At 67.6% G+C, this 25,388-nt stretch carries 27 protein-coding genes and 1 pseudogene; 13 read left to right on the forward strand and 15 right to left on the reverse strand.

The genetic code is table 11. The annotated features are described in order from the left end of the window. Positions 1-170: 170 nt before the first annotated feature. Positions 171-719 (forward strand): NUDIX hydrolase, encoded by a 549-nt coding sequence (locus OG371_RS45005; protein ID WP_329063508.1) that lies wholly within the window; start codon positions 171-173, stop codon positions 717-719. Here the strand turns inward: OG371_RS45005 and OG371_RS45010 are convergent. Further along, the gene (locus tag OG371_RS45010) at positions 705-1,655 is read right to left on the reverse strand and encodes a tetratricopeptide repeat protein (protein ID WP_442876216.1); all 951 of its coding nucleotides are present in this window, start codon (positions 1,653-1,655) and stop codon (positions 705-707) included. The genes OG371_RS45005 and OG371_RS45010 overlap by 15 nt on opposite strands. A gap of 351 nt (positions 1,656-2,006) precedes the next feature. After that, the gene (locus OG371_RS45015) at positions 2,007-2,393 is read right to left on the reverse strand and encodes an XRE family transcriptional regulator (protein ID WP_329063512.1); all 387 of its coding nucleotides are present in this window, start codon (positions 2,391-2,393) and stop codon (positions 2,007-2,009) included. A gap of 168 nt (positions 2,394-2,561) precedes the next feature. Between OG371_RS45015 and OG371_RS45020 the strand changes: the two genes are divergently transcribed. From OG371_RS45020 to OG371_RS45050, 7 genes are all read left to right on the forward strand, one after another. Next, complete coding sequence (locus OG371_RS45020) at positions 2,562-2,756, forward strand: helix-turn-helix domain-containing protein (RefSeq protein ID WP_329063514.1); 195 nt, start codon at positions 2,562-2,564, stop codon at positions 2,754-2,756. Next, positions 2,753-3,085: a WhiB family transcriptional regulator gene (locus OG371_RS45025; protein ID WP_329063516.1), complete on the forward strand. Its 333-nt coding sequence runs from the start codon at positions 2,753-2,755 to the stop codon at positions 3,083-3,085. Before OG371_RS45020 ends, OG371_RS45025 begins: the two co-directional genes overlap by 4 nt. Continuing rightward, positions 3,085-3,417, forward strand: a complete 333-nt coding sequence (locus tag OG371_RS45030) for a hypothetical protein (RefSeq protein WP_329063518.1) — start codon at positions 3,085-3,087, stop codon at positions 3,415-3,417. The genes OG371_RS45025 and OG371_RS45030 overlap by 1 nt, the downstream gene beginning before the upstream one ends. A 20-nt stretch (positions 3,418-3,437) precedes the next feature. Then, complete coding sequence (locus OG371_RS45035) at positions 3,438-4,247, forward strand: hypothetical protein (protein WP_329073438.1); 810 nt, start codon at positions 3,438-3,440, stop codon at positions 4,245-4,247. After that, positions 4,237-6,615, forward strand: coding sequence for a hypothetical protein (locus OG371_RS45040; RefSeq protein ID WP_329063520.1), 2,379 nt, complete (start codon positions 4,237-4,239; stop codon positions 6,613-6,615). Before OG371_RS45035 ends, OG371_RS45040 begins: the two co-directional genes overlap by 11 nt. After that, positions 6,608-6,949 (forward strand): hypothetical protein, encoded by a 342-nt coding sequence (locus OG371_RS45045; protein ID WP_329063522.1) that lies wholly within the window; start codon positions 6,608-6,610, stop codon positions 6,947-6,949. Before OG371_RS45040 ends, OG371_RS45045 begins: the two co-directional genes overlap by 8 nt. Positions 6,950-7,255: 306 nt before the next feature. Beyond that, positions 7,256-8,164 (forward strand): hypothetical protein, encoded by a 909-nt coding sequence (locus OG371_RS45050; RefSeq protein ID WP_329063525.1) that lies wholly within the window; start codon positions 7,256-7,258, stop codon positions 8,162-8,164. A 112-nt stretch (positions 8,165-8,276) separates the two neighbouring features. Here the strand turns inward: OG371_RS45050 and OG371_RS45055 are convergent, their stop codons facing one another. Further along, on the reverse strand, positions 8,277-9,350 hold the full coding sequence (locus tag OG371_RS45055) for a DUF5677 domain-containing protein (protein ID WP_329063527.1): 1,074 nt from the start codon (positions 9,348-9,350) through the stop codon (positions 8,277-8,279). A gap of 315 nt (positions 9,351-9,665) precedes the next feature. Further along, positions 9,666-11,171 (reverse strand): recombinase family protein, encoded by a 1,506-nt coding sequence (locus OG371_RS45060; RefSeq protein WP_329063529.1) that lies wholly within the window; start codon positions 11,169-11,171, stop codon positions 9,666-9,668. A gap of 246 nt (positions 11,172-11,417) precedes the next feature. Here OG371_RS45060 and OG371_RS45065 point away from each other — a divergent pair, with 246 nt between their 5' ends. After that, on the forward strand, positions 11,418-12,938 hold the full coding sequence (locus tag OG371_RS45065; RefSeq protein ID WP_329063531.1) for an alpha-L-arabinofuranosidase B: 1,521 nt from the start codon (positions 11,418-11,420) through the stop codon (positions 12,936-12,938). A 77-nt stretch (positions 12,939-13,015) separates the two neighbouring features. On the opposite strand, the gene OG371_RS45070 is transcribed toward OG371_RS45065, so the two are convergent. From OG371_RS45070 to OG371_RS45100, 7 genes are all read right to left on the reverse strand, one after another. After that, positions 13,016-13,672 (reverse strand): TetR/AcrR family transcriptional regulator, encoded by a 657-nt coding sequence (locus OG371_RS45070; protein ID WP_329063533.1) that lies wholly within the window; start codon positions 13,670-13,672, stop codon positions 13,016-13,018. Positions 13,673-13,721: 49 nt separating this feature from the next. Further along, complete coding sequence (locus OG371_RS45075) at positions 13,722-14,162, reverse strand: nitroreductase family deazaflavin-dependent oxidoreductase (RefSeq protein ID WP_329063535.1); 441 nt, start codon at positions 14,160-14,162, stop codon at positions 13,722-13,724. 45 nt (positions 14,163-14,207) lie between these two features. Beyond that, positions 14,208-14,963 carry a hypothetical protein gene (locus OG371_RS45080; protein ID WP_329063537.1) on the reverse strand — a complete coding sequence of 252 codons (756 nt, stop codon included), beginning with the start codon at positions 14,961-14,963 and terminating at the stop codon, positions 14,208-14,210. Between the two features lie 14 nt (positions 14,964-14,977). Then, entirely contained in the window at positions 14,978-15,664 is a 687-nt protein-coding gene (locus tag OG371_RS45085) for a hypothetical protein (RefSeq protein ID WP_329063539.1), read from the reverse strand. A gap of 35 nt (positions 15,665-15,699) precedes the next feature. Next, positions 15,700-16,335 carry a hypothetical protein gene (locus OG371_RS45090; RefSeq protein WP_329063541.1) on the reverse strand — a complete coding sequence of 212 codons (636 nt, stop codon included), beginning with the start codon at positions 16,333-16,335 and terminating at the stop codon, positions 15,700-15,702. Between the two features lie 123 nt (positions 16,336-16,458). Then, a complete protein-coding gene (locus tag OG371_RS45095) occupies positions 16,459-17,787 on the reverse strand; it encodes a cytochrome P450 (protein ID WP_329063543.1) in 1,329 nt (442 codons plus the stop codon). Further along, positions 17,784-19,739: a peroxidase family protein gene (locus OG371_RS45100; RefSeq protein ID WP_329063545.1), complete on the reverse strand. Its 1,956-nt coding sequence runs from the start codon at positions 19,737-19,739 to the stop codon at positions 17,784-17,786. The genes OG371_RS45095 and OG371_RS45100 overlap by 4 nt, the downstream gene beginning before the upstream one ends. A 156-nt stretch (positions 19,740-19,895) precedes the next feature. Here OG371_RS45100 and OG371_RS45105 point away from each other — a divergent pair, with 156 nt between their 5' ends. After that, positions 19,896-20,546 (forward strand): hypothetical protein, encoded by a 651-nt coding sequence (locus tag OG371_RS45105; protein ID WP_329063547.1) that lies wholly within the window; start codon positions 19,896-19,898, stop codon positions 20,544-20,546. On the opposite strand, the gene OG371_RS45110 is transcribed toward OG371_RS45105, so the two are convergent. Together OG371_RS45110 and OG371_RS45115 are read right to left on the reverse strand one after the other, a co-directional pair. After that, complete coding sequence (locus OG371_RS45110) at positions 20,519-21,415, reverse strand: helix-turn-helix transcriptional regulator (protein ID WP_329063549.1); 897 nt, start codon at positions 21,413-21,415, stop codon at positions 20,519-20,521. The two genes, OG371_RS45105 and OG371_RS45110, sit on opposite strands and share 28 nt — an antisense overlap. Before the next feature lie 102 nt (positions 21,416-21,517). Next, complete coding sequence (locus OG371_RS45115) at positions 21,518-22,267, reverse strand: response regulator transcription factor (protein WP_329063551.1); 750 nt, start codon at positions 22,265-22,267, stop codon at positions 21,518-21,520. Positions 22,268-22,524: 257 nt separating this feature from the next. Here OG371_RS45115 and OG371_RS45120 point away from each other — a divergent pair, with 257 nt between their 5' ends. Continuing rightward, the gene (locus OG371_RS45120) at positions 22,525-23,499 is read left to right on the forward strand and encodes a helix-turn-helix transcriptional regulator (protein WP_329063553.1); all 975 of its coding nucleotides are present in this window, start codon (positions 22,525-22,527) and stop codon (positions 23,497-23,499) included. Positions 23,500-23,506: 7 nt separating this feature from the next. Here OG371_RS45120 and OG371_RS45125 read toward each other — a convergent pair whose 3' ends face one another. Beyond that, the gene (locus tag OG371_RS45125; protein WP_329063555.1) at positions 23,507-23,647 is read right to left on the reverse strand and encodes a hypothetical protein; all 141 of its coding nucleotides are present in this window, start codon (positions 23,645-23,647) and stop codon (positions 23,507-23,509) included. Positions 23,648-24,327: 680 nt separating this feature from the next. Here OG371_RS45125 and OG371_RS45130 point away from each other — a divergent pair. Beyond that, positions 24,328-24,687, forward strand: a complete 360-nt coding sequence (locus OG371_RS45130; protein ID WP_329063557.1) for a VOC family protein — start codon at positions 24,328-24,330, stop codon at positions 24,685-24,687. A gap of 97 nt (positions 24,688-24,784) precedes the next feature. On the opposite strand, the pseudogene OG371_RS45135 reads toward OG371_RS45130, so the two are convergent. Further along, positions 24,785-24,986: pseudogene (locus OG371_RS45135) on the reverse strand (hypothetical protein); the annotation flags it as partial. Between the two features lie 80 nt (positions 24,987-25,066). Between OG371_RS45135 and OG371_RS45140 the strand changes: the two are divergent. Further along, on the forward strand, positions 25,067-25,360 hold the full coding sequence (locus OG371_RS45140; RefSeq protein ID WP_329063559.1) for a hypothetical protein: 294 nt from the start codon (positions 25,067-25,069) through the stop codon (positions 25,358-25,360). Positions 25,361-25,388: the final 28 nt, after the last annotated feature.

The raw sequence follows: 25,388 nt of genomic DNA on the forward strand, positions 1-25,388 counted from the left end.
AAACCTTGCCCGACCTGCACCGATAGTAGCCAATCGGCAACAATGTGTCCGAGGAACCGCGCAAGTAGGCTGGTCGGACTCCGAATATTGCTTTGACCTGTGATTTCTTGGCCTACGTAGACACCCCACCAGGTCTGCCGTGAACGTCCCGCGCGCCGTAGGCTGCGGGCGTGGCTGATGAGCATGGGTCGTGGAAGACGTTCGGTGAGCGGCTGGTCTACGACAATCGGTGGGTCAAGGTCGGGTTGACGGACGTAGAGGCACCGAACGGGGAGCGCTGGGAGTACCACGTGGTGCACCTCGCCCGGATCGCCATCGCTCTGATCGTGAACGACCAGGACGAAGCGCTGATGCTGTGGCGCTACCGGTTCGCCACGGAGCAGTGGGGCTACGAATTGCTGGGCGGCATGGTCGACGAGGGCGACGACTCGGCGGGGACCGCTGCAAGGGAAGCCGCGGAGGAGTCCGGCTGGCAGCCGATCGGCGAGCCGGAGCACCTGGTCAGCTTCGAGCCGCTGCCCGGCCAAGTCACGGCCCCGGTCGATGTGTACCTGTGGCGCGCAGCCGAGCACATCGGCGAGCCGACCGAGACCGAAGAGGTCGGAAGGGTCGAATGGGTGCCGTTGTCCAGGGTCAACGAACTCGCGCAACGTCAGGAGCTGCTGGGGTCTGGGACGTTGGTGTCCCTGCTGTACTACCTGAACTCACGTCAAGGGTGAGTCACCGGGGAGCACGAGCCGTTCCAGGCGGCGACGCAGCCGCACGGACCCGACTTCGGAGATGATCCGGCGGGCACGCTGCGCATAGGTCCGGGCCGCCTCACGATCTCCGGCCGCACTGTAGGCAAGCGCAAGGTCAACGTAGATGGCCCCTCCCACACGGACGAAGGACGCTTGCGTGCGGTCAATCAGCCCTTCGAGCTGGTCGATGGCTTCCGGTGCGCCGAGGTGGACGAGCGCGTTCCCGCGCCAGCGGTCCAGATGGGAGCCGCCGAGGAACAGAAACGGTAGCTCCGGGTGGACGACTTCGGACGGTCGGAGCGCGTCAGCCTCGTCGAACGCGCGCAACGCACCGTCGCGGTTTCCGGCGATCGCGCAGGCCTCACCCTCGGCGGCGGCCAGCCACGCACGTAACAGGTGCGGAGCCTGCGCGCCGATCGATCGTGCCTCGGCGAACAGAGCTACGGCGTCCTCGATGTTGCCCGCATCGATCAGGACGAACGCCTGCTCAGCGGTGGCGTGGGCGAGCAGTGCCGTCGACCCGGATTCACGTGCCGCGGACTTCGCACGTTCGTAGTGCAGCCAGGCCTGGCTGAGTGAACCCATGTCGAGGGAGTTCCAGCCGGCCAGAGTGGACGCCTCGACGAGCACCCCGGCCAACGGCGCTCGATCGCGCTCCAACAGCGTGTGCCGCAGCCGGTCTTCCACCTCGTCGATCTGGCCGCGTAAGCGTTCGAGCCGTAAGGCTGAGCCGTGGCGCCGGTCGGCGTGCCGGACGCTGTCGACCTCGCTACGGAACAAGGCGATCATCTCGGGATCGACCCGCTTGGCGATGGCAAGCCGTTCGGCCAGCTCGCCCCCGATAGCAGGGACGCTCGGAGGAAAGCCGAGTTCAGCGTCGGTGCGGCCGTAGATCTCGCGCAGGAGCGCGCGCATGGGGGGTTCGGGGGTGATGTGCCCGTTCTCCCACCGGGATATATCCGTCTTCCGGCTCGCGACCGAGCGCACCGGCAACCCGTGCGCCGGAGCGCGCGCGTTGATCGCGCGCGCCAGCTTCTCCTGTCCCCAGCCGAGGGCGTCCCGTACGGCCCGCATGGGGGTGGCCGACGTCATGAACCGGCACTCCGATAACGGGTTCTACCTGCGGAGATAACACGAGATAGCACGGGTCGTGTCAACTGCTGCCAGCTCCCGGCAGGCGCGTAAATGCCGTTTCTTGGTGGCATGACACATGACAGGAACACCCGCCGGACAGCCGCTCGGACCGACCGGAAAACCGAACTTCCGCTAACCGCGGCGAGTCCCATCACGGCCGACCAGTGCGGCAATGCTCGCATTCAGGTCGGCGAGTTGGTCGGTGATCTGCGACAGCCGCAGCTCGATCACGGCCAGGCGTGCCGACACGGCGTCTTCCATGTCCTCGCGGGGCTGGCCGGGCGCCGGCGGTATGCGACCGTGCAGCACGGCGAGCAGGTGTTGCGGGTGCAACCCGAGCGCCAGGGCAAGCGCTTCGAGCGTGCGGTCACTGCGCTTGCGCTCGACGGTGTGGTTCTGGATCTCGCGGACGATCGCCTGAGAGACCTGCGAGCGTTCCGCCAGTTCGCGTTGCTTCCACCCGAGCTCGTGCACGCGCTCGTTGATGGTCTTCGCGACCGCCGCCCAGTCTTCCGACACCCATTCCTCCGTGGTCCGCCTCAGCGCCGACATTAGCGCTTCACGGATTTCGTGACGCCTAGATCGACACCGCGTCGCGCATTCGGACCATTACTTGTCCAATGAGCGACTAAATCAGCTTTCTTTTTGCGACTAAATCATCGTTCTTGACGCAAGGGACTCAATCCAATGCCGAAGAAACTTCCTGACGCCGTTCAACCGGCGTTCTACTCACTGGCCGACGCTGCGTGGATTCTCGGCGTCGACCACGACCAAGTGCACCGCGCCATTCGGGTAGGCACGCTCCGCGCGGAACGTCGCCGCTCCCGACTCGTCATCCCTGCTGCTGAGTTGCTGCGGGTGCTCGACGGCGGTGCGCGATGACCGATTACGACTACACGGAGATGGCTGCTCAGCTTGACCGGTACGCCGATGTGCCGGACCAGGTGCTGAACGACGTGGTGTCCAGGGACGGTCTGTGTTTCTGGGCGTTCGACCGGGCGGACATGCCACGGCTGTCCGGAGATGACCCGCCGGACCGGGAGCTTGCGTTCCGATTGTGCGCGGGGTGTCCGGTGATTGACGAGTGCCGGGAACTGGAGTTGCGGACAGCCGGGCCGGACACGGTCGGGGTGTGGGGTGCGTTGCCGGACACCGATCGGCGTGCGCTGTATCCGGTGTGGCTGGCTCGCCGCGAAGGTGGTGAGGCGTGATGACGCTGAACCTCACGGCAACACAGATCGCGGTCGGGGCCGGGGTGCTGCTGGTGCTGTTCGGCCTGTGGCGGTTCAGCGCGCGGAAGGCGCGCCGGGCGGTCGAGGCAACGCAGGTGGGTGCCCGGGTGGTGTCGCTGGCCGGGCGGGTGCTGTTCACGGGTGCGGCGTTCACGGGCGTTCAGTGGCTCGTGATCACCCATCCCGGGAATCCACTGCTGCTTCTGGTGGTCCTCGGACTGCCGGACCTGATCGCGGCCTATGTCCTGACGCGGGTCCTGACGGTTACGTCGCTGGACACCACCACGCGCCGGGGTGGTGGTCGCCGATGACCACGACCAAGGAAAGCCGTATGAGGCTGGCGGCCGTCCCGGAGCTTTCTACGCGGACGGTTCCGGGCCGGGCACGGCGGTTGGCCGAGGATGCCGCGGAGGCGGCCGAGGTCCGGCGCTGGCAGACGCACCCGGACGTGGTGGCGTTGCGGGTCGAGCGGGTCCGTACGCAGGTGGATCGGTTGTGCTGGGCCGGGATTGTCCTCGGCTTGGCGTTCACCACAGCCAATGTGCAGTGGTTCGCCGCTGCCGGTGCCGCGTTCGGGTCGCTGCCGTGGCTCACGGCCTGGCTGCTCGATCCGACGGTGTGCCTGGTCCTGCTCGCAATCCTGCGGGCGGAGCAGGTGACCGCGCGGTACCAGGTCCAGACGGGCCGGTGGGTGCGGGCGGCGAAGTGGTTCACGCTGGCCGCTACGTACGTCATGAACACCTGGTCATCGTGGGCAGCCGGGATGCCGGCCGGAGTGGTTCTGCACTCGGTGCCGCCGCTGGTCGTGTTCGTCGCGGCCGAGGCGGTCACCGATCTTCGGGACAAGCTCACCGACGCGGTGCAGGTGGCGTTCATGAACGCCACCGACAAGGCGAGGGTTCATGCACTGGCCGCGCCGCACCCGGCGGAACCTCGTCCGGCCGCGCGGGGTGATGAGCGGTCGGTGCGGCGGAAGCTGTTCGCGGACTATCTCGCCGATGCCCGGGGCGCCTGGAGTCCCGGGGTGGAGATCACTCCGGCGTGGGTGCGGGAGGCGACCGGGTGTTCCCGGGGCCTGTCCTCGCGGCTCGCGGCTGACCTGACGGCCGACGTCGGGACGGGGGTGCGCGATGACGCCTGACCAGAATCCGGAGGACCACGACAGCACGGCGCTGGCGCACAGCAGCACGCGGGAGGTCGAACACGTCGGGCCGGTCCTGGACGGCGAGTTGATCGACGACACGTTGCCCCAGCCGCGACGCGGGACAGCTCGGCCGCCGGTCGAGCGTCGGCGCTGGATTGAGGTGGCGTCGCGGGTGTGGCGGTCCGGGCCGATGGTGCGGGCACGGTCGGTCGCGGCCTACCGGGCCCGGAAGGTACCGGCGGACGTAGTGCGACTGGTGTGGTTCGTCCTGCGCGGGAACTGGCGGTGGCTGGTCAAGTTCTGGAGCTGGGCCACCTACGCCGATCTTCGGGCCGATGCCCGGCGCGCCCGGCTGGCCGGGGATGCCGAGGCACGCCGGGCCGCGCAGGAGTTGATCCGGTCGGATGCCACGGCACGGTGGGCGAAACTCGGGATCGCGCTCCGCCGGATGGTGATCACGGTACGGGTGGCCGCGCCGGTCGCGGCGCTGCTGTGGCTGGTGGACTCGGTGATGGACCGGGCGGACATGTGGCCCTGGCTGGCCGATGTCTGCACGGGACTGGACGCCGTGTGGTCAGTGGCGACGGTGCTCGTGCCGCTGCTGCTGGTCGTGCTGCCGGTGGCGTGGGCGGTCGCGGCGGCGTTCGAGGGACGCGACCGTACCCCGGGCGCGGGCTGGCTGGTCCGGCCCGACCGTGACGACGCCGATTCATGGATCGACGAACGGATGATCTCGAAAGCCTTGGCGCACCTGGGAATCACCCCGCTCGACAAGTTCTACCGCGACGGCGGCGAGCTGATGTACACCGTGGCGGCCCGCAAGGACGGTGACGGGACGTTCGCTCAGGTCCGTCTGCCGATGGGTGTCACGGCCGACATGGTGGCCGCGCGCCGGTCCAAACTGGCCGCGAACCTCGGGCGTGCGTCGCTCGAAACGTGGCCTACCAAGGGAGATGAAGACGGAATCCTGGACCTGTGGATCGCCGACAAGGGCGTGCTTCGCGGCGGGGCCGGCGCCTGGCCATTGGTCCACGAAGGACAAGTGGACGTGTTCGACGGTGTCCCGTTCGGACTGTCCCAACGCGGCCTGGTCATCAACGCGCCGCTGCTCGGGGTCAACTGGCTGATCGGCGGCCGTCCCGGGCAAGGGAAGTCGGCCGCGTTGCGGACGCTGATGCTCGGCGCGGCGCTCGACCCGACGGCGGAACTGTGGATGTTCGTCATGGGCGAGTCACCCGACTTCGACCCGTTCACCCCGCGTCTGTCCCGCTACCGGATGGGCATGGACGACCATGTGGCCGAGGCGGCGACGCAAGCCCTGGCGGACCTTCTGACCGAAATGGAGCGACGGGGCAAGGTCCTCGGGGAGCAGCCGGGCCGTCCGCCGAAGGTGTCGCGCAAGCTCGCCGACAAGCGCGGGCTGGGGCTGCACCCGCTGGTGGTCGGGATCGACGAGTGTCACGAACTGTTCCAGCACCCCAAGTTCGGCAAGAAAGCCGCCGAGCTGGCCGTCAGGTTGATCAAGCGAGGACGCAAGTACGGGATCGTGCTGCTGCTGGCCACCCAGTCGCCCACCAAGGACAGCATCCCGAGGGAGATCACCCGCAACGTGGCGTGCGGGGTCGCGTTCTCCGTGGCCGACCAGGTCGCCAACGACGGCTTGCTCGGGTCCGGCAAGTACGCGGCCGGTATCCGCGCGACCGAGTTGCGGATCAACACCGACCGGGGAACCTGTGTCGCGGTCGGGATCACCGATGAGACGTTCGAGCTGGTGCGCGGCTTCTACGTCCCGTTCGAGGACGGGGCGGACGACGTGACCCCCGTCATCGCGCGTGCCGTCGCGCTGATCGAGGTCGCGGGCCGGGCGGTCGAGTCCAGCGCACGGCCGGAGATCGAGGCGGCACCGGTCGTCGCCGACCACCTGGCCGATATCGACGCGGTGATGGACGGGGAGCGTCGCGTGCGGACACAGGTGGTCCTGACGCGGCTGGCGCGGCACGATCCCGGCGAGTACGAGGGATGGACCTTCCGGGACCTCACGGCCGCGCTCGCCGGGTTCGGAGTCTCGCCGGTGAAGTCCGACGGGAACAAGGTGGTCCGCGCCGAGGACGTCGCCGCCGCGCTCGCCGAGCGGGACCGCGACGGCAGGGAGCCGGACGGGGACCCGGCAGGGAGGCAGGGAGTTATCCCTACCGGGTCCCTGAACCAAAGTCCCGGTTCTGACCAGGGAAAATCCGGCTCAGGGACGCCAGGGACCCCAGCCGGCCGAATCCCCGAATCTGGCCGGAAACCGAGTGCTGCCAGGGATGTGCCCGAGTCCCTCCAGCGCGACGAGGACAACGGACGCCGGGGGCGCGATGGCTAGGAAGCCCGCCGATCACCCCGCATCCACCAACACCCCCACACGACGACACCGTAAGCGAGGAAGCGATGACGACAGCCACATCGATCAGGACAACGCCCACACCACCACCAGAGTTGAGGCCACACCCGAGACGATCGACTCTGGGTCGGCCACGCGGGAGACCTACGCGCAGCAACAGGCGCGGCTGGATGCCGAAGCCGTCGACCGGTGGGCCGTGATCGTGGTGGACTGGCCACCGATGACTGAGGAGCAGATCCGTGCCCTTGCGGTGATCCTCAACCGGATCGACGCGCGCCAGGCCCAGCAACGGCCGGGCGGCAAGAGGAACGGCTGAGTACCCGGATACCGGGACGGTGGCTCCCCAACCCCCGCAGGGCCCTGGTGAGCCACCGTTCGCGTGCTCCGGCCCGTCCGTTCAAGGCGCGGTCAGCCGCGCCGCCGCGCCGGGCTGGTAGGGCTCGACGCGGACGCGTCGCTAGCCCACAGCAGCGTCATACGGTGGTCCGGCTTGACTTCAAGCCAGAACCACGAACGCACTCGTAACACGATGGCCAACGGGACCGACAACTGTACAGCTGCCTAGCCTGGCGCGGGCATGTCTGGTTGACCTGATCAGCCGTTGCACCGGAGGTTCCTGCCCATGCCAAGCGAGACCGACATCGACCCGAGCACGCTTACTTCATGGGTAGAGCTCTTCGACGAGTTCCTGGACGCAGTGGCCCGTCGCATCGATGGCGGTTGGACCCCCGCGCTGTGGTCCCAAGCTGAAACCGAGATCCGTGAGACCGCGAAGCTGCCGCGCGCGGACGGCAGTGGCGACCGCTGGGGCCGTGATCCTGCAAACAGGGTCTATGCCGTCGCCGAGGTGCTCTGCCACGCCATCATTGACCATGTTCGCTCGTTGCGAACTCTCATGACAGCGGCTGGCCCGCCAGCGCCTACCGCAGTCGATGCTCTGGCCCGTGGAGCACTGGAGGCGGCCTCGACCATCTGGTGGCTCACCGACCAGTCGATAGCCGGACGTGCGCGGGTTGCCCGCCTCTATGCCATCTGCCGGGCGAGCGCTATGGAGTATGAGCGTGCTTTCGAAGCTATGCAGGGCTCGCCGATTGGCCACTATGGGAAGTCCATTGCTGATCTTGATGCGCACTACTGCGGCACTCTTGGGTTTCAGACGAAGCTGACAAACAAGGGCGCCTTTATCGACAGTGAAGGGCAGAAGCTACCAGGTTACACCAACAGAGTTAAAGCCTACCTCAAAGCCATGGGCCATCCCTCAACCACGGCCGTATACAATTTTCTATCGGGCTCCGCCCATGCGCAGCTGTGGCGACTAGAGTACGGCTACACTGACTTGATTGGCCCAGACGGCACTGTCCGATCCTATCAGTATTACTCACAGAGCATCCTGCGCGTGGGCATGGGCGTGGCGGCGGAGAGCCTGGCACACGCGGTTCGATTGTGCTTTGAGATTCTTGGGCGAAACGTTGATCTGTCGGACGTTTGGCGATACGCCATGCCGATCAATCGAGTATTTTCCGCTCAATAGATGTTCGCGACGGGCGATCACTTAGACGGTCGATCGTTTCATGGTTGGAAATCATACAATCGCAGAACTCTTGACAGATTGCCACATCAAGATCCAAGTGGCCCACTGTGAATCAAGACAAATTACTGTTCAACCGTTCTTCGTCGGCATCAATGCCTGTCTGAGCCTCAACAAATGCCTCTCTTGCTTCATCAAGCAAAATCCATATAGCCTTGAGTGATATGAGATCCTCTGGCGTCGGCGCGCTGGGCGTGCTCTGAGTCAAATACACTGTAGTCACCTGAACTAATGAGCCAAGCGTAGATTGCGCAGGATCAGCCAGGCCCGTGTTGCTCGGCCCCACCAGCATCACCCCGGACTTCCCACGCGGCTGCCTGATCGAAAGTGCGCCGCTGGCGCCACTGTGGATTGCGTGATGGGATTGCTGCACCCAGGGACGCATGTGCTCAATACCTGCAATCTCCTCAAGCTCTGTAAAATTCGGATCGACCTTCGGTTGCATGAGGGGCTTTGCCCACCCCCATGACCTTTGGTAGCCGCTGCCAAACTGTCGCATGACGGACTTCCTGTCTTCGCTAAATTCCGTCATTTCACTATCCGAGAACGGCTCATAGCCGAGCGCTTCGCAATGCTTCTGGTAGCGTTCAGCATCCTTGAAGCGCTCAACGAGGCGATGCAGCAGGAACCGCTCGGAAAGCTCCGCATCGTTGTCTCCAAGCACGAAAGAAATCACTGCGATCTCATGAAGCGTGCGCCATCGCGCTTGAGCCCCCACTGCATGCCCGGTACGGAGCAGTCCATTAACATCAGATGCAACCAAGCAGGCGCGTGCATGCAGAAGGGTTAACGCCTCAAACTTCACGTCGTTGTTGTTAACGGCTTCAGATCGATGTGTTTGGTCGTGCTTCTCGCCAACCTCAAGACATGACGTATATACGCATTCGTATAGGTCCAGCGCCCGCGCCCAGCGCTTACGCAATCGACGCTCGAATCCTTTACGGATCCTGCGATGCTCTCGCAGCATCTTCTGAGAATTTTGCCGGAGAGACCTTGCTAGAATGTCGGCCGACTCGCTCGTTGCCCCCTCCAAAGCGGCCGATATCTGGTCCGAGCTGGCGTCAAGATCAATTGCCTCGGCAACAAGTCGGCTATATAGATCTTCAAGCGACTCCTTGCCTTCCTTCATGCGACTTGGTCGTGTGATTCTCACGTCTTAATCCATTCGCTAGGAATATTGTTCACGTGGTCGGGGAAGCATACAGGATGAAACACTCGAGCCCGCCGACACAACATTGACTGCTGCGCGCCGCCAGGCGGCGCCTTGATCCCATTTCTGATCCCTACCGCGTTGGCCAACTGCTTCGACTGCTAACGCGCCTTGCGTGCAAACGCACCATCGGACAGGACCGAACAACGGCAGCGGGAGGCACGCGCGAAGGTGGCTCACCACCCCTGCGGCAAGCGGGTGGTGAGCCACTTTCGTATTTCCACTGACGCCCAGTCAGGACACGTTGTGCATGGCCCTGTTGCGCTTGGGCTGGTAGGGCTCGACGCGGACGCGTTTGGGGTTGAAGGTGCGGAACCCGGTCTGGTCCGAGGGGTCGACGTAGAGGGTGTCCCGGCCGAGTGCGTCAGTGAGCATGGCGCGCTGCTCGCCGGTGTCGGCGGCGTCCCACTTCTCCGCCGCTTCGTCGCGGCTCATCGCCTCGGTGGGGCCTTCCGGGTTGCCGCCGGTCAACTCCTCCCGCTCAGCCTCCAACCGCGCTAGATCAGCGATCAGCGGCTCGTTCGCTCGGTCGAACGCCTTGTCCGACATCTTCCGCGCGCCCCACTTCGCGGCAATCGCCTCTTGCCGCGCCTCACACTCGGCGATCTCCCGATCGACCTGGGCCAGCCGATCAGAGATCCGCGCCCGCGCGGCCTTGATCGCCGCCGCGTGCGTCTTGTCCGACATCCGGGCGAGCACCATCCCCCGGATCTCCCGGTCCACCGCCCGCACGTCCGCCGCGACCTTCCCGCACCCACCACGGGCCTTCGTGCACGCGTACTGCCGCCGCCGCTGCCCGTCCGGATACTCTCCGACGTGCGGACGCCCGGACAGCTTCTTGCCGCACCGAGGGCACGTCGCGATCCCCGACCCGACATAGTGCCCACTGGGCCGCCGCCCGCGCGTGCGCCCGGCATACAGCGCACGCAGCCGCTCAAACTCGACCGGGTCCACAATCGGCTCACCCGGCATCGTTCCCACGATCTCGCCCTCGTGCTCGATCAACCCCGCGTTGCGTGGCCGCAACAACAGGTCCCGGACCTTCGTCGGGCTGAACAACCCTCCGGTGATCGTACGCAGCCCGGCCGCGTTCCACTCCTCACTCAACTTGACCTGCGACACCCCGGCCAATACCGCGCTGGTCCCGGCGCGCAGCGCGACCTGTTCCCGCTCCACCAACGCCGCCGACACCGGTTCCCGGGTGTCCATGCCATCCTCGTCGATGGCCTCGTCCTTCGGGACGGTCCGGTCCAATCCGGGGAACCCGAACGATCGGCCCTGAAGGTGGGGGACACCCTTGCGGCGCAGCACATCGAACCGCCGGGAAATCCGCTGTGACGCCTCATCGGAGTTGCGCTGGTTGTGCGCTACTTCCTGTCGCAACTGGTATCGGTCGTTGTAGTCCGAGAGGTCATACCGGCCGTGCGAGGACGCGACCGTGAACGAGTCGAAGCCCTCGATCAGCTTGAACATGTCCTCCAGGTCCGGCGACTGCCGCCACCCCCGGTCGGTGTTCCACAACACCACCCCGTCACACGCCCGCGCCGCCACCCGCTTCATGACCCGCTCCCACCCCGGGCGGCGGACTTTCGGGTTCCACGCCGAGAGCTTTGGGTCGGAGATCTCCTCACCCAGCACGCCGCCCAACCGCTCGATCACCTCGCGGTTGTCGGCGTGCTGGGTCTCGCACTTCTCCAGCTTCCCTTTCTGATTCCGGGACAGCCGCGCGTACGAGTCCAAGATCGGCCGTCGACCGTCCTGACCTGCGCTAACCTGGTGTGAGTGAGCCACACGACCCACCGTAGGTCGTCAAGTGACGGTACGCTAGAACCGTCATAAACACTCACGAGCCCTTACGCAGCACCAGGTCCCTGGCTGCGGCACCGGCCGCAGCCAGGCCGCCGGAGCCCCATCTGGACCTTTACAACGTTGTTCCAACGATGTAAAAATTGGCCTCCCCCGTCCCCGAGGCCGAAAGCCCCTGCCATGAAACGTCTGCGGAACATCCTGCTGTCCGTCGCGCTCATGCTCACCGGCCTGGCTTTCGCCGGGACCTCGGCGGGCGCCGCGTCCTCCCTGCCATGCGATATCTACGGCTCAGCCGGCACGCCCTGCGTGGGCGCGCACAGCACCGTGCGCGCGCTCTACGCCGCCTACAACGGCCCGCTCTACCAGGTGCGCCGCGCCGACGGGGCCACCACCGACATCGGGCTGCTCTCGCCGGGCGGCATCGCGAACGGGGCGGCGCAGGATTCCTTCTGCGCCAACACGTCCTGCATCATCTCCGAGATCTACGACCAGTCACCGCGGCACAACGACCTCACCATCGAGGCGGCGGGCGGGGCCGGCGCGGCCGACGTCGGGGCCCCGGCCGACGCGCTGCCGATCAGCATCGGCGGGCACACCGCGTACGGCGTGGAGATCACCTCGGGCATGGGCTACCGGGACAACAGCACGAGCGGCGTCGCGGTCAACGGCCAGCCCGAGGGCATGTACATGGTGGCTTCCGCGACCCATGTGAACGGCGGCTGCTGCTTCGACTACGGCAACGCCGAGACCAACAACCAGGACACCGGCGACGGCCACATGGACGCGGTCTACCTCGGGCTGCGCTGCGAATTCGGCAACTGCAACGGATCCGGCCCCTGGGTGGCGGCCGACCTCGAGAACGGCCTCTTCCAGTCCAACACCGGCAGCAACGCGGGCGACCCCGGCCCCGGCGCGACCCCGTACGTCACGGCGATGCTGAGCAACAACGGCCAGGACCACTTCACCCTGAAACGGGCCAACGCGCAGACCGGCGACCTGACCACCACGTACTCGGGCTCCGAGCCGACCGTCCGGAACACCTACTCGCCGCTGCACCAGGAAGGCGCGATCGTCCTGGGCACCGGCGGCGACAACAGCAATGCCGACGTCGGCTCGTTCTTCGAAGGCGTGATGACCGCCGGGGTACCGACCGACGCCGCGGACAGCGCCGTGCAGGCCAGCATCGTCTCCGCCGGTTACGGCGGTTCGAACGGCGTCGGCGGCGGCACGCTCACCCCGGGCTCGTCGATCTCCCTGCGCGCCACCACCGCTTGCTGCACCACCCGCTACCTGCGCCACTCCGGCGGCGACGCGATCACTTCGGTGATCACGGCGGACAGCTCCGCGCTGGACAAAAACGACGCCACCTGGATCGTCCGGCGGGGCCTGGCCAACAACTCCTGCCTGTCGTTCGAATCGAAGAACTACCCCGGCGAGTACCTCCGCCACTCGAATTACCAGCTGCACCGCCAGCCCGACGACGGCAGCGCCCTGCTCACCAACGACGCCACCTTCTGCCCGGCCGGCGGCAACAGCGGCTCGTACACCTCGTTCCAGTCGAACAACTATCCGGGCTACTACATCAGGCATTACGACAGCACCGTCTACATCGCACACAACGGCGGCAGCAATCCTTGGGACACCACGACGTTGTGGGCCGAGGACACCACCTGGGAGGTGGCCCAACCCTGGGCGTGACCCGGGGTCAGCCGGCGAGCAGTGCGTTCAGCTCTTCGTGGGCGCGGTCGCCACTGCGCATCCCTGGTGGGACCGGGTCACCGGTCAACCCCGTCTGCCTGTTCTGAAGGTCCGCTCGGTTTCAAGGCGCACAGTTGGGTGACGAGTTCGGTCCAGCCCTGGATGAGCCGTTTCCGCTGCTGCCGGGCCTTGGCGGATGACAGGTCGCCGGCGGGCAGCTGGAGCATCAGCGGCCCGTCGAGCGCTCCGGTCAGCTGCGCGGCGAGCACGTCGAGATCCGCGAACGCGGGCTTGATCTCGCCGAGCAGCATCCGGATGTGCAGGCGGGACAACGGGGTTTCGCCGGTGGGGACCTGCTGCCCGCCGTCGAGCGAGGCGCGGGCGATCTCGTGGTTGTCGAACAGGAAGCCGATCCGCGCGGTCCCGTAGGCGATCAGCCGCTCCAGCCCCGGGGCGCCGGGGCCGAGCGGCGGATCGCCGGCCATCACGGCCTGTTGCAGGGAGCGTTCTTCCTCGTCCAGCAACGCCTGGAAAATTCCGGCGCGGCTGCCGAACCGACGGAAGACTGTGCCCTTGCCCAGCCCCGACCGCGCGGCGAGCTCATCCATCGTGACGTCGCTCGCCCCGTGCTCGGCCACCAGCACCCGGGCCGTTTCCAGCAGCAGCGCCCGATTGCGGACGGCGTCCGCGCGCTCCGGGCGTGGTTTGCCCAGCTGCGGCAGAAATTCCTTCACCGTCGCCAGCCTATCGCCTCTCGGCCCGGCCCGGAGCGCGCCGCTGCTGCTACGCGTCGAAAGGCGTCAGGACGAAAATGGGCATCCGGCGGGTGGTCTTCTTCTGGTACTCCGCATAGTCGGGCCACGCCTCGATGGCGCGGGCGATCCAGGCGGCGTACTCGTCGCCGTCGACTTCCCGCGCCCGGTAGTCCTTCTTGACCGGCCCGTCCTGAAGCTCGACATGCGGGTTCGCCTTCACGTTGTAGTACCAGACCGGGTTTTTGGGCGCACCGCCCAAAGAGGCCACGACCGCGTACTCGCCCTCGTGCTCCACCCGTTGCAGGGCGGTCTTGCGGATCTTGCCGGTCTTGGCGCCCAGCGAGGTCAGGACGATCACCGGCGCACCCTGGTTGTCGGTGCCCTCGGTGCCGCCGGAGCTCTCGTAGAGGTCCACCTGGTTACGGCTGAACTCGAACGCGCCCGGCTCGTACTCCCCGGTGAGAGGCATGACTCCACCAACTCTTTTCGTTGATCGACTGTACCGTCAATCGGACTATACCCCGTTTGTCACCGGCGTGGGTGGCGGCGGCGTGGGTGGCGGAGTGGAGGTGGTGGTCGTCGCCGGAGCTTCGGCAGTGCCGGTCGGCGGTGCCGGGCTCGGTGACGGCTCCGGGCTCGGGGATTGAGCGGGGCCAGGGGACGGACTTGGGCTCGGACTCGGGGACGGGGAGCGCGCCGGGCTCGGAGGCGGCGGCGTGGTGTTCGGGTTGTTCGGCGTGTCCGCCCCGTTGTAACCGGGCAGACCCCAGATCGGGATGACTGCGGGCGGCACTTCCTTGGCGACACCCGGCTTCGTGGGAGTGCAGCCCACGACGTGGGAATTGCTCACCCAGTTGCCCAGCGTGGCACGCACGAACAGGTAATCCTGCCTCGGATCGGCGCCGCCCCGGGGCAACAGCTGGTTCACCACCGGACCGCTCAAGGTGAGCACGGTCGCGATCGGATGGTAGTTCCCATCCGGGTGATCCCCTTTGAGGACCTCCCGGATCTGGTAGGTCACGCCCGGCTGCGGCGGGGTGAAGGTGATTCGCGCCTCGGTCCCGAGACAGCTCCCGCCGGTGTCGGTCCAGAGGAGCCCGTCCGGCCGGATCAGCTGGCCGGCTCGGCCGCTCGCTGATCCGGCCCCGGTCAGCCCGTACGCCGCCGCGGCCGGCGGAGCCAGAGCCATGCCCGATGCCAGCACGGAAACCGTCGCGAACACGCCGAGCAGCAACGCCTTCCGACCGGCCGGGCCTCCTGCCCTCCGCACGTTCCGGCCGCCGTTCATCGCCGCGCCCCCTGCGCGCGACGACGCCGGGCACCGAGCCGCATCGTGATCCCGGCGACCAGCAAGGCGAGCGCGACCCCGGCCAGCACGGCAAGCGAGACCCCGGTGAACGCCAGTTTCCCTCGGTTCGCGCCGCTGTTGCCCACCTGCGCGCCGGCGGGCCCCTCGTGGCCCATACCCGTCAGCACACCGGCCTCCGGTGCACCGGCCACCGGCCCCGGCGAACCGGACGGACCGGGGCCGGTGCCCGCCGGCGGCACCGCGCCCACGCCCCGGTCGTCCTCGACGCCCACGGCCCGGGTCTCGACGACAAACGTCACGCCGAGACACGCGTCGGTCGCCGCCGCGGACAGGGTCAACGCCCCCGGCACCACGAAGGAGGCCCGGCCCGACGCCGGCACGAAAAGCCCGCCGGCCGGTTGCAGGTCGTTGGTCGCGAGCAGACCGGCCGGGCAGCCCACCGGGTTCGAGGAGGACTTCACCCGGTCGAAGAACAGCGACACCAGCCGCACGCCGAACCCGTTGGGATTGGTCACGGTGAACTGCGCGGAGCCGGTCCGCCCCGGAAGGAGGTCCGCCACCGGCTCGCTCACCGCGGTCAAGGCCACCGGTTCCGCGGCCGCCGCGATGGTGCCCGCACCGCCCACGATCAGGACCGCCGGTATCGCGCTCAGCAGAAGCATTGGTCGTCTCATGCCCACTCGCACCCGTCGGCTCGTTATCCGGCTGCCGTCACCGCGTCGATGGCCGTGACCTTCACGACCACCTTCGCCCCCTGACAGCCGTTACCCGCATCGGCCGACAAGCTGATCGCGCCGGGGATCGAGCCGGTCTGCGCGGTCGAGTTCGCCGGCACCGTGAGCGGCTTGGCGAGAGTGATGGGCCCGGCCGGCACGCTGAAGTTCTCCGGCCCGCAGGTCTGCCCGGCGACCGGTTGCACGGTCAGCCCGCCGAGGCTGACCTTGTTCACCTGCACGGCGAACCCGTTCGCATTCGCCACGGTGAAGGACGCGGCCCCGGCGCCCCCGGGCAGCATGTCACCCTGCGGATCGGCGATCTGGGTGAACACCAGCGCCTTCAGATCCCCCGCACCGAGCGCCCGGCCGGACGCGTCGCCGCTGCCCTGGATGGTGAACGCCGCGAGGGCGCCGCCGGTCAGGGCCATCGCGCCGACGGCGACCCCGACCCCGGCCATGACGGTCTTGAATCTCCGGCTTCTTTTCGGAGCGGGGACATTCTGCGAATCGTTCGACATGATCAAGTGTTCCTTTTCTGAAGACCAGTGCAACCTGTGCAGATCAATTTCTACGGGAGCGGCGGAAAGACCACCATACTTTTCCGCGAAAGTACCCACCAAGGGTGATCTCGGACCACGGAAAAGCCGGGTATGTTTCTCTCGAGCCGCGATTCCCGCCACGGATGGCGCGGCCGGCCGAGCGGGACCCGGCGGGGGGATAGATACGGTAGCCGGGCCCCGCTACGATTTCACCGGCTCCATCGCGAAAAACAGCAGAGAATGGTTCAGCGTCGCGGGCATCGGTTCGCCGTCGGCGATACTCGACTGCGCCTGGCCGACGAATCGGCAATCGCCGAGCAATTCGGCCAGGATCGCCTTGGCCAGGAACACCGCGAGGTCCCGTCCCGGGCAGCTCTGCCTCCCGTTGCTGAATTGGTTGAACCGGTAGCCGGCCGGCCGTGACGGCACGAACGCGTCCGGCTCCGGAACCGAAACCGGGTCCCGGTGATTGAACGAGTTCACCACCAGCAGCGGCGTTCCGGCGGGAATCGGCACCCCGCCGAGGGTGGTCGCCGCGGTGGCCCGCCGGCCGAACATCGGCGTCGTGGGCCAGAGCCGCATGCTCTCGTACAGGCAGGATTCCAGGTGCTTCAATCCGTCCACATCGGACGCCGTCCGAGTAGGCGCCGAGCGGAGTTCGTCGCGAACTTGCCACTCCACCAAAGGCTGACCGCTGATCACCGCCAGCGTCCGGAACACGTTGGCGGCCAGCGTGCCCGACATCGCGAACACCCAATGCGTCACCTGAGTGAGCGCACTGACCTCTTCCGAAACCGGAGGAAGCCCGGACACCAGGCTGCCCGGCTCCGCAGTCCGGACATAGTGCGCCACCCGACGGTAAAACGGATCGAAGTGCCTCGACTTCCGGAGTCCGTGCACCTGGTTCGCCTCGGCCATCATCGCGTGCAGGGCCGCGGTGAGGTCGCGATCGTCCCGGGCCCGGGAGCCGAAGATCACCTGGCGCGCAATACTTTCCACCGCCCCTTCGAGCTGGGACCAGTCGAGCAAATACGCCCGAGCCTCGTCCTTCATCACCGCGATCTCCCGCTGCACCACGGAAAGGAACTGCGGTGCCAGCGGATGAACACGGCTCCCCGGCGAGAGCGCCACCTCGGCGAACGCCCGTCGCGCACGCCACTTCTCGCCGTGGGAGATCGTCAGCGCCTCCGGCTGGAAATGGCTCATCCCCCGCAGTTTCACCGCCGGGTCGGATGCGAAATCGCCCCCGGACCGGTCGAGCACCTCCCGTAGCAGCGGCTCGCCGAAAACCAGCAGCGTCCGGTCGCCCAGCACTCGCACCCACAGCGCGTCGCCGGGGTGGGCCGCCCGCAGGTCCGCGAGCAACCGTGACGCGAGCAGGTCGGTGCCCAGGCTGTCGAAGACCTTCACCAGGTTGTCGCGCTGGCTGAACAAGCCGGCCAGCGTGTTCGGCGCGATCTGCACGGCCGTGAACACCACACTCTCCGGCAGGCTCAGCTCGGGGAACTCGCGGACCACGGGCGCCGTCACGGGAACTTCGGCTGCGGCGCGAACAGCGGCGGCTCCCGGGTGTCGTCGAGCGGCGCTCGCGCGACGGTCTTGAGCAGGTTCAGCGCCTTGACGCCGGCCTTCAGCCGATCCGGCACCAGGCCGCCTCCCCCGCCCGTCGAGGACACCGGCCACGGGGCGAAGGGCAGCTCCACATGCTCGAGCGCGGTCTCCAGCTCGGGGTGGTGGCGCAGCAGGATCTCTTTCATCGTGGTCTTCTGCACCCAGTCGAACCCGGTTTTCGTGTACACCTCCGGCGTGAAGTGCGAGGTGAAGAACCGATCGCTCTGCAGCCGCCGCGACGCCATCAGGATGAAGATCCGGAACGCCGTGTCGGAGAACCCGAAGCCCAGTGGCGGTTCCTCCGCGTACATCCCGACCATCGTGTCGACCAGATCGACGTCGCCCTTGTACAGCCGGTCGATCTCCGCCGCCCACTTCCGGTTGGGCGTCAGCTCGGCGAACGTCCTGGCCCGCGGCATGCCCAGTGCCTCACGCAGGTCGTTGTAGCGGGGCACACCGCGCTCACGGTCCCGGGTGATGTCCAAAGTGGCCAGATCGGTCAGCTGGCCGTCGATCCGGGTCAGCCGGCGCAGCGCGTTCGGATAGTTGTGCAGGCAGACGCGCCCGGCGTTGGCCAGTCCGAACGAGTAGTACAGATCGGGCATGCTGTACTTGTCCATGAACGCCCGGGTGGCCTCGCCCTGGATCTCGGTGAACGAGACTTTTTCCACCAGGCGCCCGCTTTCCAGGTCGAAGAACGACCAGTCGTCCGGGATCAGCGGGTGCATCCGATAGACCGAGACGAACTCCTCGGTCAGGGAGAACGGCACCCCGTGATGGCTCGGCGGCGAGCCGACGATGCCGCACACCACGTCCCGGTCGCTGAACCGCCCGAAGGTCCGCCCGACGGTCTCGCCGGCCAAGCCCCACCAGTTGGCGCGCATGCCGACTTGCAGTGCCGGGTGCCGCAGCACCGTGGGCGTCCACTCGACGGTGTGGATCTTGGCGATCAGCGCGGCGTTGGTCAGCCAGGCGACCTCGAACAGCCGCTGGTCGCTGAACTCCGGGTGCTCCTTCTTGATCGCGTCGCAGATCGCGTTGTGCTCACGGGAGAACAGGGTGTGCAGCATCGCGACGCCGGTCCACCAGTTCTCGGTCATCCCGGTCAGGTCCACGCCGGGCAGCTCGTCGTGCGGCAGGAGCCGGGAGTCGTCCTGCACCTTGATCTTGCCGTCGACGTAACTGCGGATGCTGTTCTGCTTCGCCGCACCGGTGCCGTAGAGCTGCGAGGCGTCCCACCAATGCGTCTCCTCGTTGACGTACGCCGGCGCGCGGTCGGTCTTCATGTGGGAGCAGGGATGACGTGGCGTCCTCCGAATCTTCATCGGACGTTCGGGCCAATCGTCCTGTTCGGACAGCGGGATCTCGATGCAGTCGTCCGGGTCGCCGGTGCCGTGGAAGAACCAGTTGTGGTTCTCGAACTGCAGCCAGGCGGCGGCCAGCGCGTTGATGATGTGCGCCGGCTTGAACGTGTCCCTGGCCAGCAGCAGATTGCTGATGTCACGGGGATTCGGGTCCATCATGATCCGAGTGTTCGGTTTGGTCAGGCGCGGCGGCACATTCCGGCCGAACGGTGTGCCGGCGCTGCCCATGTCCGGGTCCGACAGGTCGTTCCACCGGCCGTCCGGGGTCCGGGCGCGCAGGGCTTCCTCCGGCGGCTCGACCGGCTTGGCCGGGGCGGTGGGGTCCGCCTCAAGCGGAACCTCGTACAGATTCTCCTCTCGGAGCTGCCGCCGGATCCTGATCAAGGTGCCCAGGTGCAGCGGCAACGCGGCCAATTGCGCGGGCATCGGCATCTTCGGCACCGGAAGCTGATGCCATTGCCGCCCGGCCAGCCGATTCGGCACCCGGCGTTTTCCCTGATCCACCATCCGGCCCACATCCTCACATCTTCGGTGATGTCCGCCCCGGAATCGATCCGTCTCGGGTTCGGGAAAGCGAACCGTACCCCGGATCAGCGGACCCGATCGCCGTTCTCCCCTCCGTGAGGTATTCCGAAATGCACCCCGGCCGAGTCCACTGTTCCCATGGAAGACTTACGCACGGCCGGCAATTCCGCGGCCGCCGCCGTGGAGCGCCGGCTGCTCGAGATCAGGGAACTGGCCGCCGTCAACCGGGAGCCGGCGGCCACCAAAGCCTGGGACTGGTGCCGCGAACTCTCGGCCAAAGCCGCCACGAACCGCGCGGCGACGGACTGGGAGCTGAACGAGCTGTTCCGGCGGGGTGACACGCCGGACGGGCTGCGTGGCTCCACCGAGGGGATCCTGGTCACCACCACCACGAATCCGTTGCTGGACAACGCAGTCCGCCTGCTGACCGGAATGTGGATGCCCTGGCAGGGCAAACGCTTCGGCGCGACCGGCGGCATCAACCGGATGCCCCGCACGGCGAAGCTGCCCGCGAAATTGCTCTGGCCGCTGTACTCCATGACCGACGGCGCCGACGGCGTGCTGGCCTTCGATTTCAGCGCTTACCCGGATCGCGGGAAAAACGATCCCGACCTCAACGTCCTGGCCATCGACTACACGAATCCGGGCAACCCGCGGCTGGTGATCCGGGATATCCGCGACGAACTCGTCCAGCTGGTGCCCGGCGCATATCTGGGCAAGATCCTCTACCGGCTGCCGGGCGACCGGTTCATGAAAATCGGCTATTTCGCACTGCGCTCGCCGAGCTGAACGGCCGCGCTCCGGCGGAAGGCCAGCGGCGACTCACCGGTCGCGTCACGGAACAAATGAGAGAAATGCTGTGCGCTGCGGATGCCGACCGATTCGGCGATCTGCCGGATGCTGTGGTCCTGGTACGTCGGATCGGCGAGCAGCGCCTTCGCCTTGTCGATCCTCGCCCGCCGGATGAAGCTCGCGACACCGGAACCGCCGAACAGCTGGTACAGCCGGCGCCGGGAGACCGCGTGAGCGGCGGCGACCGAGCCGACGCAGAGCTGGGCGTCGGTGAGGTTCCGCCGGATGTACCGCTCGATGTGCTCCCGTTTCGCGGTCCCGGGATCCGCGTCGGGTTCAGCGGCGTGAATGGAACGCAGGATCAGCTCGGCCAGCCCGCTCAGGTAGTGGTCGAGGCCGACGACGCCGATCGCCGGCTGCCCTTCGGTGATCGGCACGATGTTCTCGATCAGCTGGCGCAACTGCGGGCTCAGCGCGTACGGCCGGTAGAGGACCCGGTCGACGGTCGCGGGCGGCAGCTGGATCACCGATTCGTCGACCCGGATCAGGTGCCACCGGCAGGCGCCCTCCTGGATCACCGTGAACGGCACCGCCGAGGAGCCCGCGACCAAGTGGCCCGCCGGGACGTCGATCCGGCGCCCCTGGGTGAGCACGGTGGTCCGCGCCTGATCGAACACGGCCAGGTACAGCGACCTGCCGCCCCCGCCGATCCGCCAAGTGCCGCGGAGCAGATCGTGCGTGCCGGTGCCGACCGCGGTTTCGGCGCCGGCCCGGACCTCGAGGTGCACCGCGGCCGGCGCGTCGCGGAAAACGTGATCGATCTCGACGTCACCAAGGAGGCGCCGCAGCGCCTGGCAGACTTCCATCGGAGTTTCTCCTCGCCTCACCGGCATTCAGTGTCGGAGCGGCGAACGACGGAAGGGAACCCGCCGGGACGAATCGGCAAAAAGGCCGAACGGACGGGCAAACTATCGGCGCAGTGGGAAATCCGCTCTCGGCGGCCGCGGGAAAAGCACCGGCGCCGGAAAGGTTTCGGGGGAAAGGATGCGCAGCCGGAAACCCCGCGAAACGGCGTCGGCGCGGCTCTGCGCCCCGAGCTTGCGCAACGTCGCCTTCGCGTGGGTGCGCACGGTCTCCACCGAGATGAACAGCAGGTCCGCGATCTGCCGGTTCTGCAGGCCTTCGGCCATCAGGTGCAGCACCTGGACCTCGCGGCCGGTGAGCAGCCGCCGGACCGGGCGGACCGGGGCGGGGTGGTCCTCTGGCAGCCGCAGCGAGGGCGGCAGATGGGGCCGTCCGCGCACGGCCAGGCGCAGGCCGTCCAGGAGCTGATCGAACGCGATCGAGGCATCGAACGCCGCGAAAGCGCCGGTCTCGAAGGCGAGCGCGGCCCGTTCACGGACCCGTTCACCGGGCTTCAGCAGGACCGCCACCCGGCTGTCCGTGCGGCTTTCCGCGAACAGCCGCACGAAGCCGAAATGCGGATCGGCCTCCTCGTGCACCCAGACGAACGCGGGCCGCAGCAGCCGGTCCAGCTGGAGCGCGGCGTCCATGGTGGCGGCCGCGTGCACCACGGCGCCGCCGCCCGACTGCTCCAGCAGCCGGCTCATGCCCTCGCGGACGAACAGCGACGGGCAGACGACCAGGAACCGGCCGGGCCCGGCGTCGGGCCGGACCGGCAAACCGGCCGCGGGTACCCGAATTTCGACTTGGGTCATCTTTTTCGTCCCTTCCTGCGCGCACGGGACCGGCAACGGGAAAAGGTTCCTGGTCACCTCGGGTGGGCGCCCACTGTAAGACGGATCGGGCCGGACACGGCGGTTCGGTTGTCCCGGTTTTTGCCGAGGTGTGCATTTTTCGTCCTCACCCGGACGAGGGATGAGCCGTTATCGCATATTTGACTTCCGCACCGGCGCGTCCCAGAATCACGCGTATCGCACCTGAATAATCCAGGCCGGCCCGCGGAGGTGACGGCGTGTCCCAGCCGGACAGTCCCCTGCGCCCCCTGGTCCAGCGGCACACCCTCGGCTGGACGCCCGGCGGCATCGCCTGGACGCAGTTCCAGCACGAGCTCGACAAGATCGACACGACCTCGGTGTCGCTGGCCAGTCCGCAGCAGGCGGACCACCACGCGGACGTGGGCGTGGTCCGGATCGACGAATTCGCCATCGCGCACGGCGAACTGCCCTCGGTCCGGGTGCTGAAGGAGGAGCTGGGCGAGACCGCGGCGCTGTACTTGCGAGAGGGCACGTCGTGGACTGTCCGCAACGGACGGTCGGACTTCACCCACCACCACGGCGAGCTGGTGGTCGCCGGGGCCGGCACGCACCAGGCGCTCAGCCGCGAGCGGGGCCGGACCACCGGGCTCTGGGTGCCGCTGGACCGGCTCACCGTGCCGTACCGCGAACTCCGGCCGATGCTGATGCAGTCCCTTCCGCTGGACGCCTCGCTCCGCCGGCTGCTTTCGGTGTCGGCGACGGAACTCGCGCGGTCCGGCGAAGCCGAAGCGGTGGGGACCATGCACTATCTGAGCGGCCTGGCCGATCTCGTGCTGCGGTCGCTGCTCGGCCGCGACCCGGACCACGCCCTGACCCGCGACGCGCGGCGCGAGCAGATCATGGAATACCTCGACAACCGCCTGTCCGACACCGGGCTCACCGTGGACGAGATCGCCGCCGCGCACCACATCTCCCGGACCAAGCTCTACGAGATCTTCGGCGGCGAGGGCATCGCGAGTTATCTGCGCGGCGCCCGGCTCGACCGGGCCAAGGCCCTGCTGGCCGACCCCCGGCGCGCGCACGAAACGATCGGAAGCATCAGCCGTCAGGCCGGATTCTCGAACCAGTCCCACTTCACCCGGGCGTTCACCAGGGAATTCGGCGCGAGCCCGGGCGATTTCCGCGCTGCGGCAAGGGAAATGCAGCGCCTTCGGGATCAGCCGGACCGCTGAACATCCGTCAGTGCTCCTGACGCTCGTCCGGCGGCTCGTCGATCTCGGCCAGCAACTCGTCGAGCTTGCGCCCGGCCGCCCGGAACCTGGTGACGGCAAACAGCACCAGCACCGCGACGACGATCGGCACCACCACACTCCAGTACACAGCGGTCTCCGTTTCGCAGGCCTAGCGGCGGAAACAGCGCGAGAACGCGGCCCGGAGCCGCCCGGCCCGCCGTGCCCTCGGCCTCCGGAACCGGAGATCCACCCATCTGAGCACGTTTGCCATTATCGCCCGGCCGAACAGCCTCAGCTGCCGCCGTTGTGCACAAACGTTGCCGCTGCGTGCAAAGTCCTTATCCGGCCCCCGCGGCGCGGCCAGCGCGACGGGACAGCTCGGCGATCGCCGACCGCAATTCCGGCGGAGAGACCACCTCGATCCCGACGTCGAAGCGGGTCGCCGCAGCCCTTTCACGTGCACACAATCGTGCGCACCCACACGGCGGCGACTACGGCCAGGACCTCCTGCGCCGGCGCTACGCGCGGCACCATCACGGGCACACCGCAAAGCCATGACCGCCATCGCAGCGAATGCCGCGCCTCGATCACGTCTCCTCGCAAGCGTCGGTCGGGTACCGGCGCCAGCGCCGTGAACGGGGCACGCGCACTGGTCAACGACGCGAGTGCATGGCCCAGCGGAGAAGTGGCGAAGACGGCGGTGGCGTCGTCGACATCGCCCCCGCTGGTGCGTGCCGCAGGCTGAACGAGGACACCGGCGCATCCGACCCGTCTCGCCCGCTCCACCGATGCGCGGCGAGCCGCGGCAGACGATGGCACCCTGGAGCCATGACCACCCGGATGATCGCCGTCGCCTTCGACTGCCGTCACCCCGACGCGCTCGCCGAGTTCTGGCGCGAAGCTCTGGACTACCGGCAAACCGAACGATGGACAGACAACCACGGAGTCACCTACGTCGAGGTGAAAGCGCCCGACCGGCCCTCACTGCTCTTCCAGCCCGTGCCTGAGGGCAAGCAGGTGAAGAACCGCCTGCACCTCGACCTCGCGCCCACCACGATCGAGCAACAGGACGAAGTCGAGCGGCTCGTAGCGCTCGGAGCGACGGTGCTCGACGAAGCCGAGGAAGACCCTTGGATCGTCCTCGCCGACCCCGAGGGCAACGAATTCTCCGTACTCCCCCGCCGCTGACGCCCTCGCACCGAAATGCCGCCAGCGCGCCCTTGGCGAATCAGCCAGGCGCGCCGGTGGAGACGCCTCAGGCGAGGTCGAACCGGTCCGCTTCACCCTCGCCGGTGGCGGCGCCGCGGATCTCGCCATGTGTTCTTCGGACTCCGGAGCTTTCCCCGTGTACCCGGGGAAAGCAGGTTGGTGAAGAAGTCGCCCGAGAGCACCCTGGGGACGGTCGGTGAGGACAGCGTGCCGCGCGCCGCCGGCATCGCCCCGAGGGAACGCAGGCCGCCGACCAGGACGGTCGCCGACGTATTCGTGTCCGGATCACCCCGGGTTCCTACGGCCGCGCGCAAGTGGGGATCTTCAGCTCGGCGGGGACATCTGGATCAGCCTGGTCGTGCACGCGGGACGGCCGCTGCGAGTGGCGGCCGACGTCGAACTCCAGGCCGGTGACGAAGTGCTGGTCCTGGCTGATCCGGACGCCGCGCGCGACCCGGCGACGATCTTCACCGGCAGGAGTCAGGCCGCGCCGGAACCGGCCCGCCTGCGCTGTCCGGGGTTAGCTCGGGGCGAGACCCGCGACGGAGGGGCGATCGGCGTGGCGCACGTGGTTCCGGCCCGCGGGCTGATCCTGGTGTTCGTCATCGCGGTGCTGGTCCTGCGGGCGGCGCGGAAACACTCCCGCAGGTGAGTGCGGCTCACCGTGCGCCGTAGGCGGG

Source organism: Amycolatopsis sp. NBC_01480 (assembly GCF_036227205.1).
Lineage (GTDB): Bacteria > Actinomycetota > Actinomycetes > Mycobacteriales > Pseudonocardiaceae > Amycolatopsis.

Coding starts and splice junctions, on each gene's coding strand:
- OG371_RS45040 (WP_329063520.1), top strand. CDS start 4,237: ATGACGCCTGACCAGAATCCGGAGGACCACGACAGCACGGCGCTGGCG.
- OG371_RS45045 (WP_329063522.1), top strand. CDS start 6,608: ATGGCTAGGAAGCCCGCCGATCACCCCGCATCCACCAACACCCCCACA.
- OG371_RS45105 (WP_329063547.1), top strand. CDS start 19,896: ATGGAAGACTTACGCACGGCCGGCAATTCCGCGGCCGCCGCCGTGGAG.
- OG371_RS45020 (WP_329063514.1), top strand. CDS start 2,562: ATGCCGAAGAAACTTCCTGACGCCGTTCAACCGGCGTTCTACTCACTG.
- OG371_RS45030 (WP_329063518.1), top strand. CDS start 3,085: ATGACGCTGAACCTCACGGCAACACAGATCGCGGTCGGGGCCGGGGTG.
- OG371_RS45010 (WP_442876216.1), bottom strand. CDS start 1,655: ATGCGCGCGCTCCTGCGCGAGATCTACGGCCGCACCGACGCTGAACTC.
- OG371_RS45110 (WP_329063549.1), bottom strand. CDS start 21,415: ATGGAAGTCTGCCAGGCGCTGCGGCGCCTCCTTGGTGACGTCGAGATC.
- OG371_RS45130 (WP_329063557.1), top strand. CDS start 24,328: ATGACCACCCGGATGATCGCCGTCGCCTTCGACTGCCGTCACCCCGAC.
- OG371_RS45050 (WP_329063525.1), top strand. CDS start 7,256: ATGCCAAGCGAGACCGACATCGACCCGAGCACGCTTACTTCATGGGTA.
- OG371_RS45115 (WP_329063551.1), bottom strand. CDS start 22,267: ATGACCCAAGTCGAAATTCGGGTACCCGCGGCCGGTTTGCCGGTCCGG.
- OG371_RS45035 (WP_329073438.1), top strand. CDS start 3,438: ATGAGGCTGGCGGCCGTCCCGGAGCTTTCTACGCGGACGGTTCCGGGC.
- OG371_RS45065 (WP_329063531.1), top strand. CDS start 11,418: ATGAAACGTCTGCGGAACATCCTGCTGTCCGTCGCGCTCATGCTCACC.
- OG371_RS45055 (WP_329063527.1), bottom strand. CDS start 9,350: ATGAAGGAAGGCAAGGAGTCGCTTGAAGATCTATATAGCCGACTTGTT.
- OG371_RS45075 (WP_329063535.1), bottom strand. CDS start 14,162: ATGCCTCTCACCGGGGAGTACGAGCCGGGCGCGTTCGAGTTCAGCCGT.
- OG371_RS45085 (WP_329063539.1), bottom strand. CDS start 15,664: ATGCTTCTGCTGAGCGCGATACCGGCGGTCCTGATCGTGGGCGGTGCG.
- OG371_RS45100 (WP_329063545.1), bottom strand. CDS start 19,739: ATGGTGGATCAGGGAAAACGCCGGGTGCCGAATCGGCTGGCCGGGCGG.
- OG371_RS45025 (WP_329063516.1), top strand. CDS start 2,753: ATGACCGATTACGACTACACGGAGATGGCTGCTCAGCTTGACCGGTAC.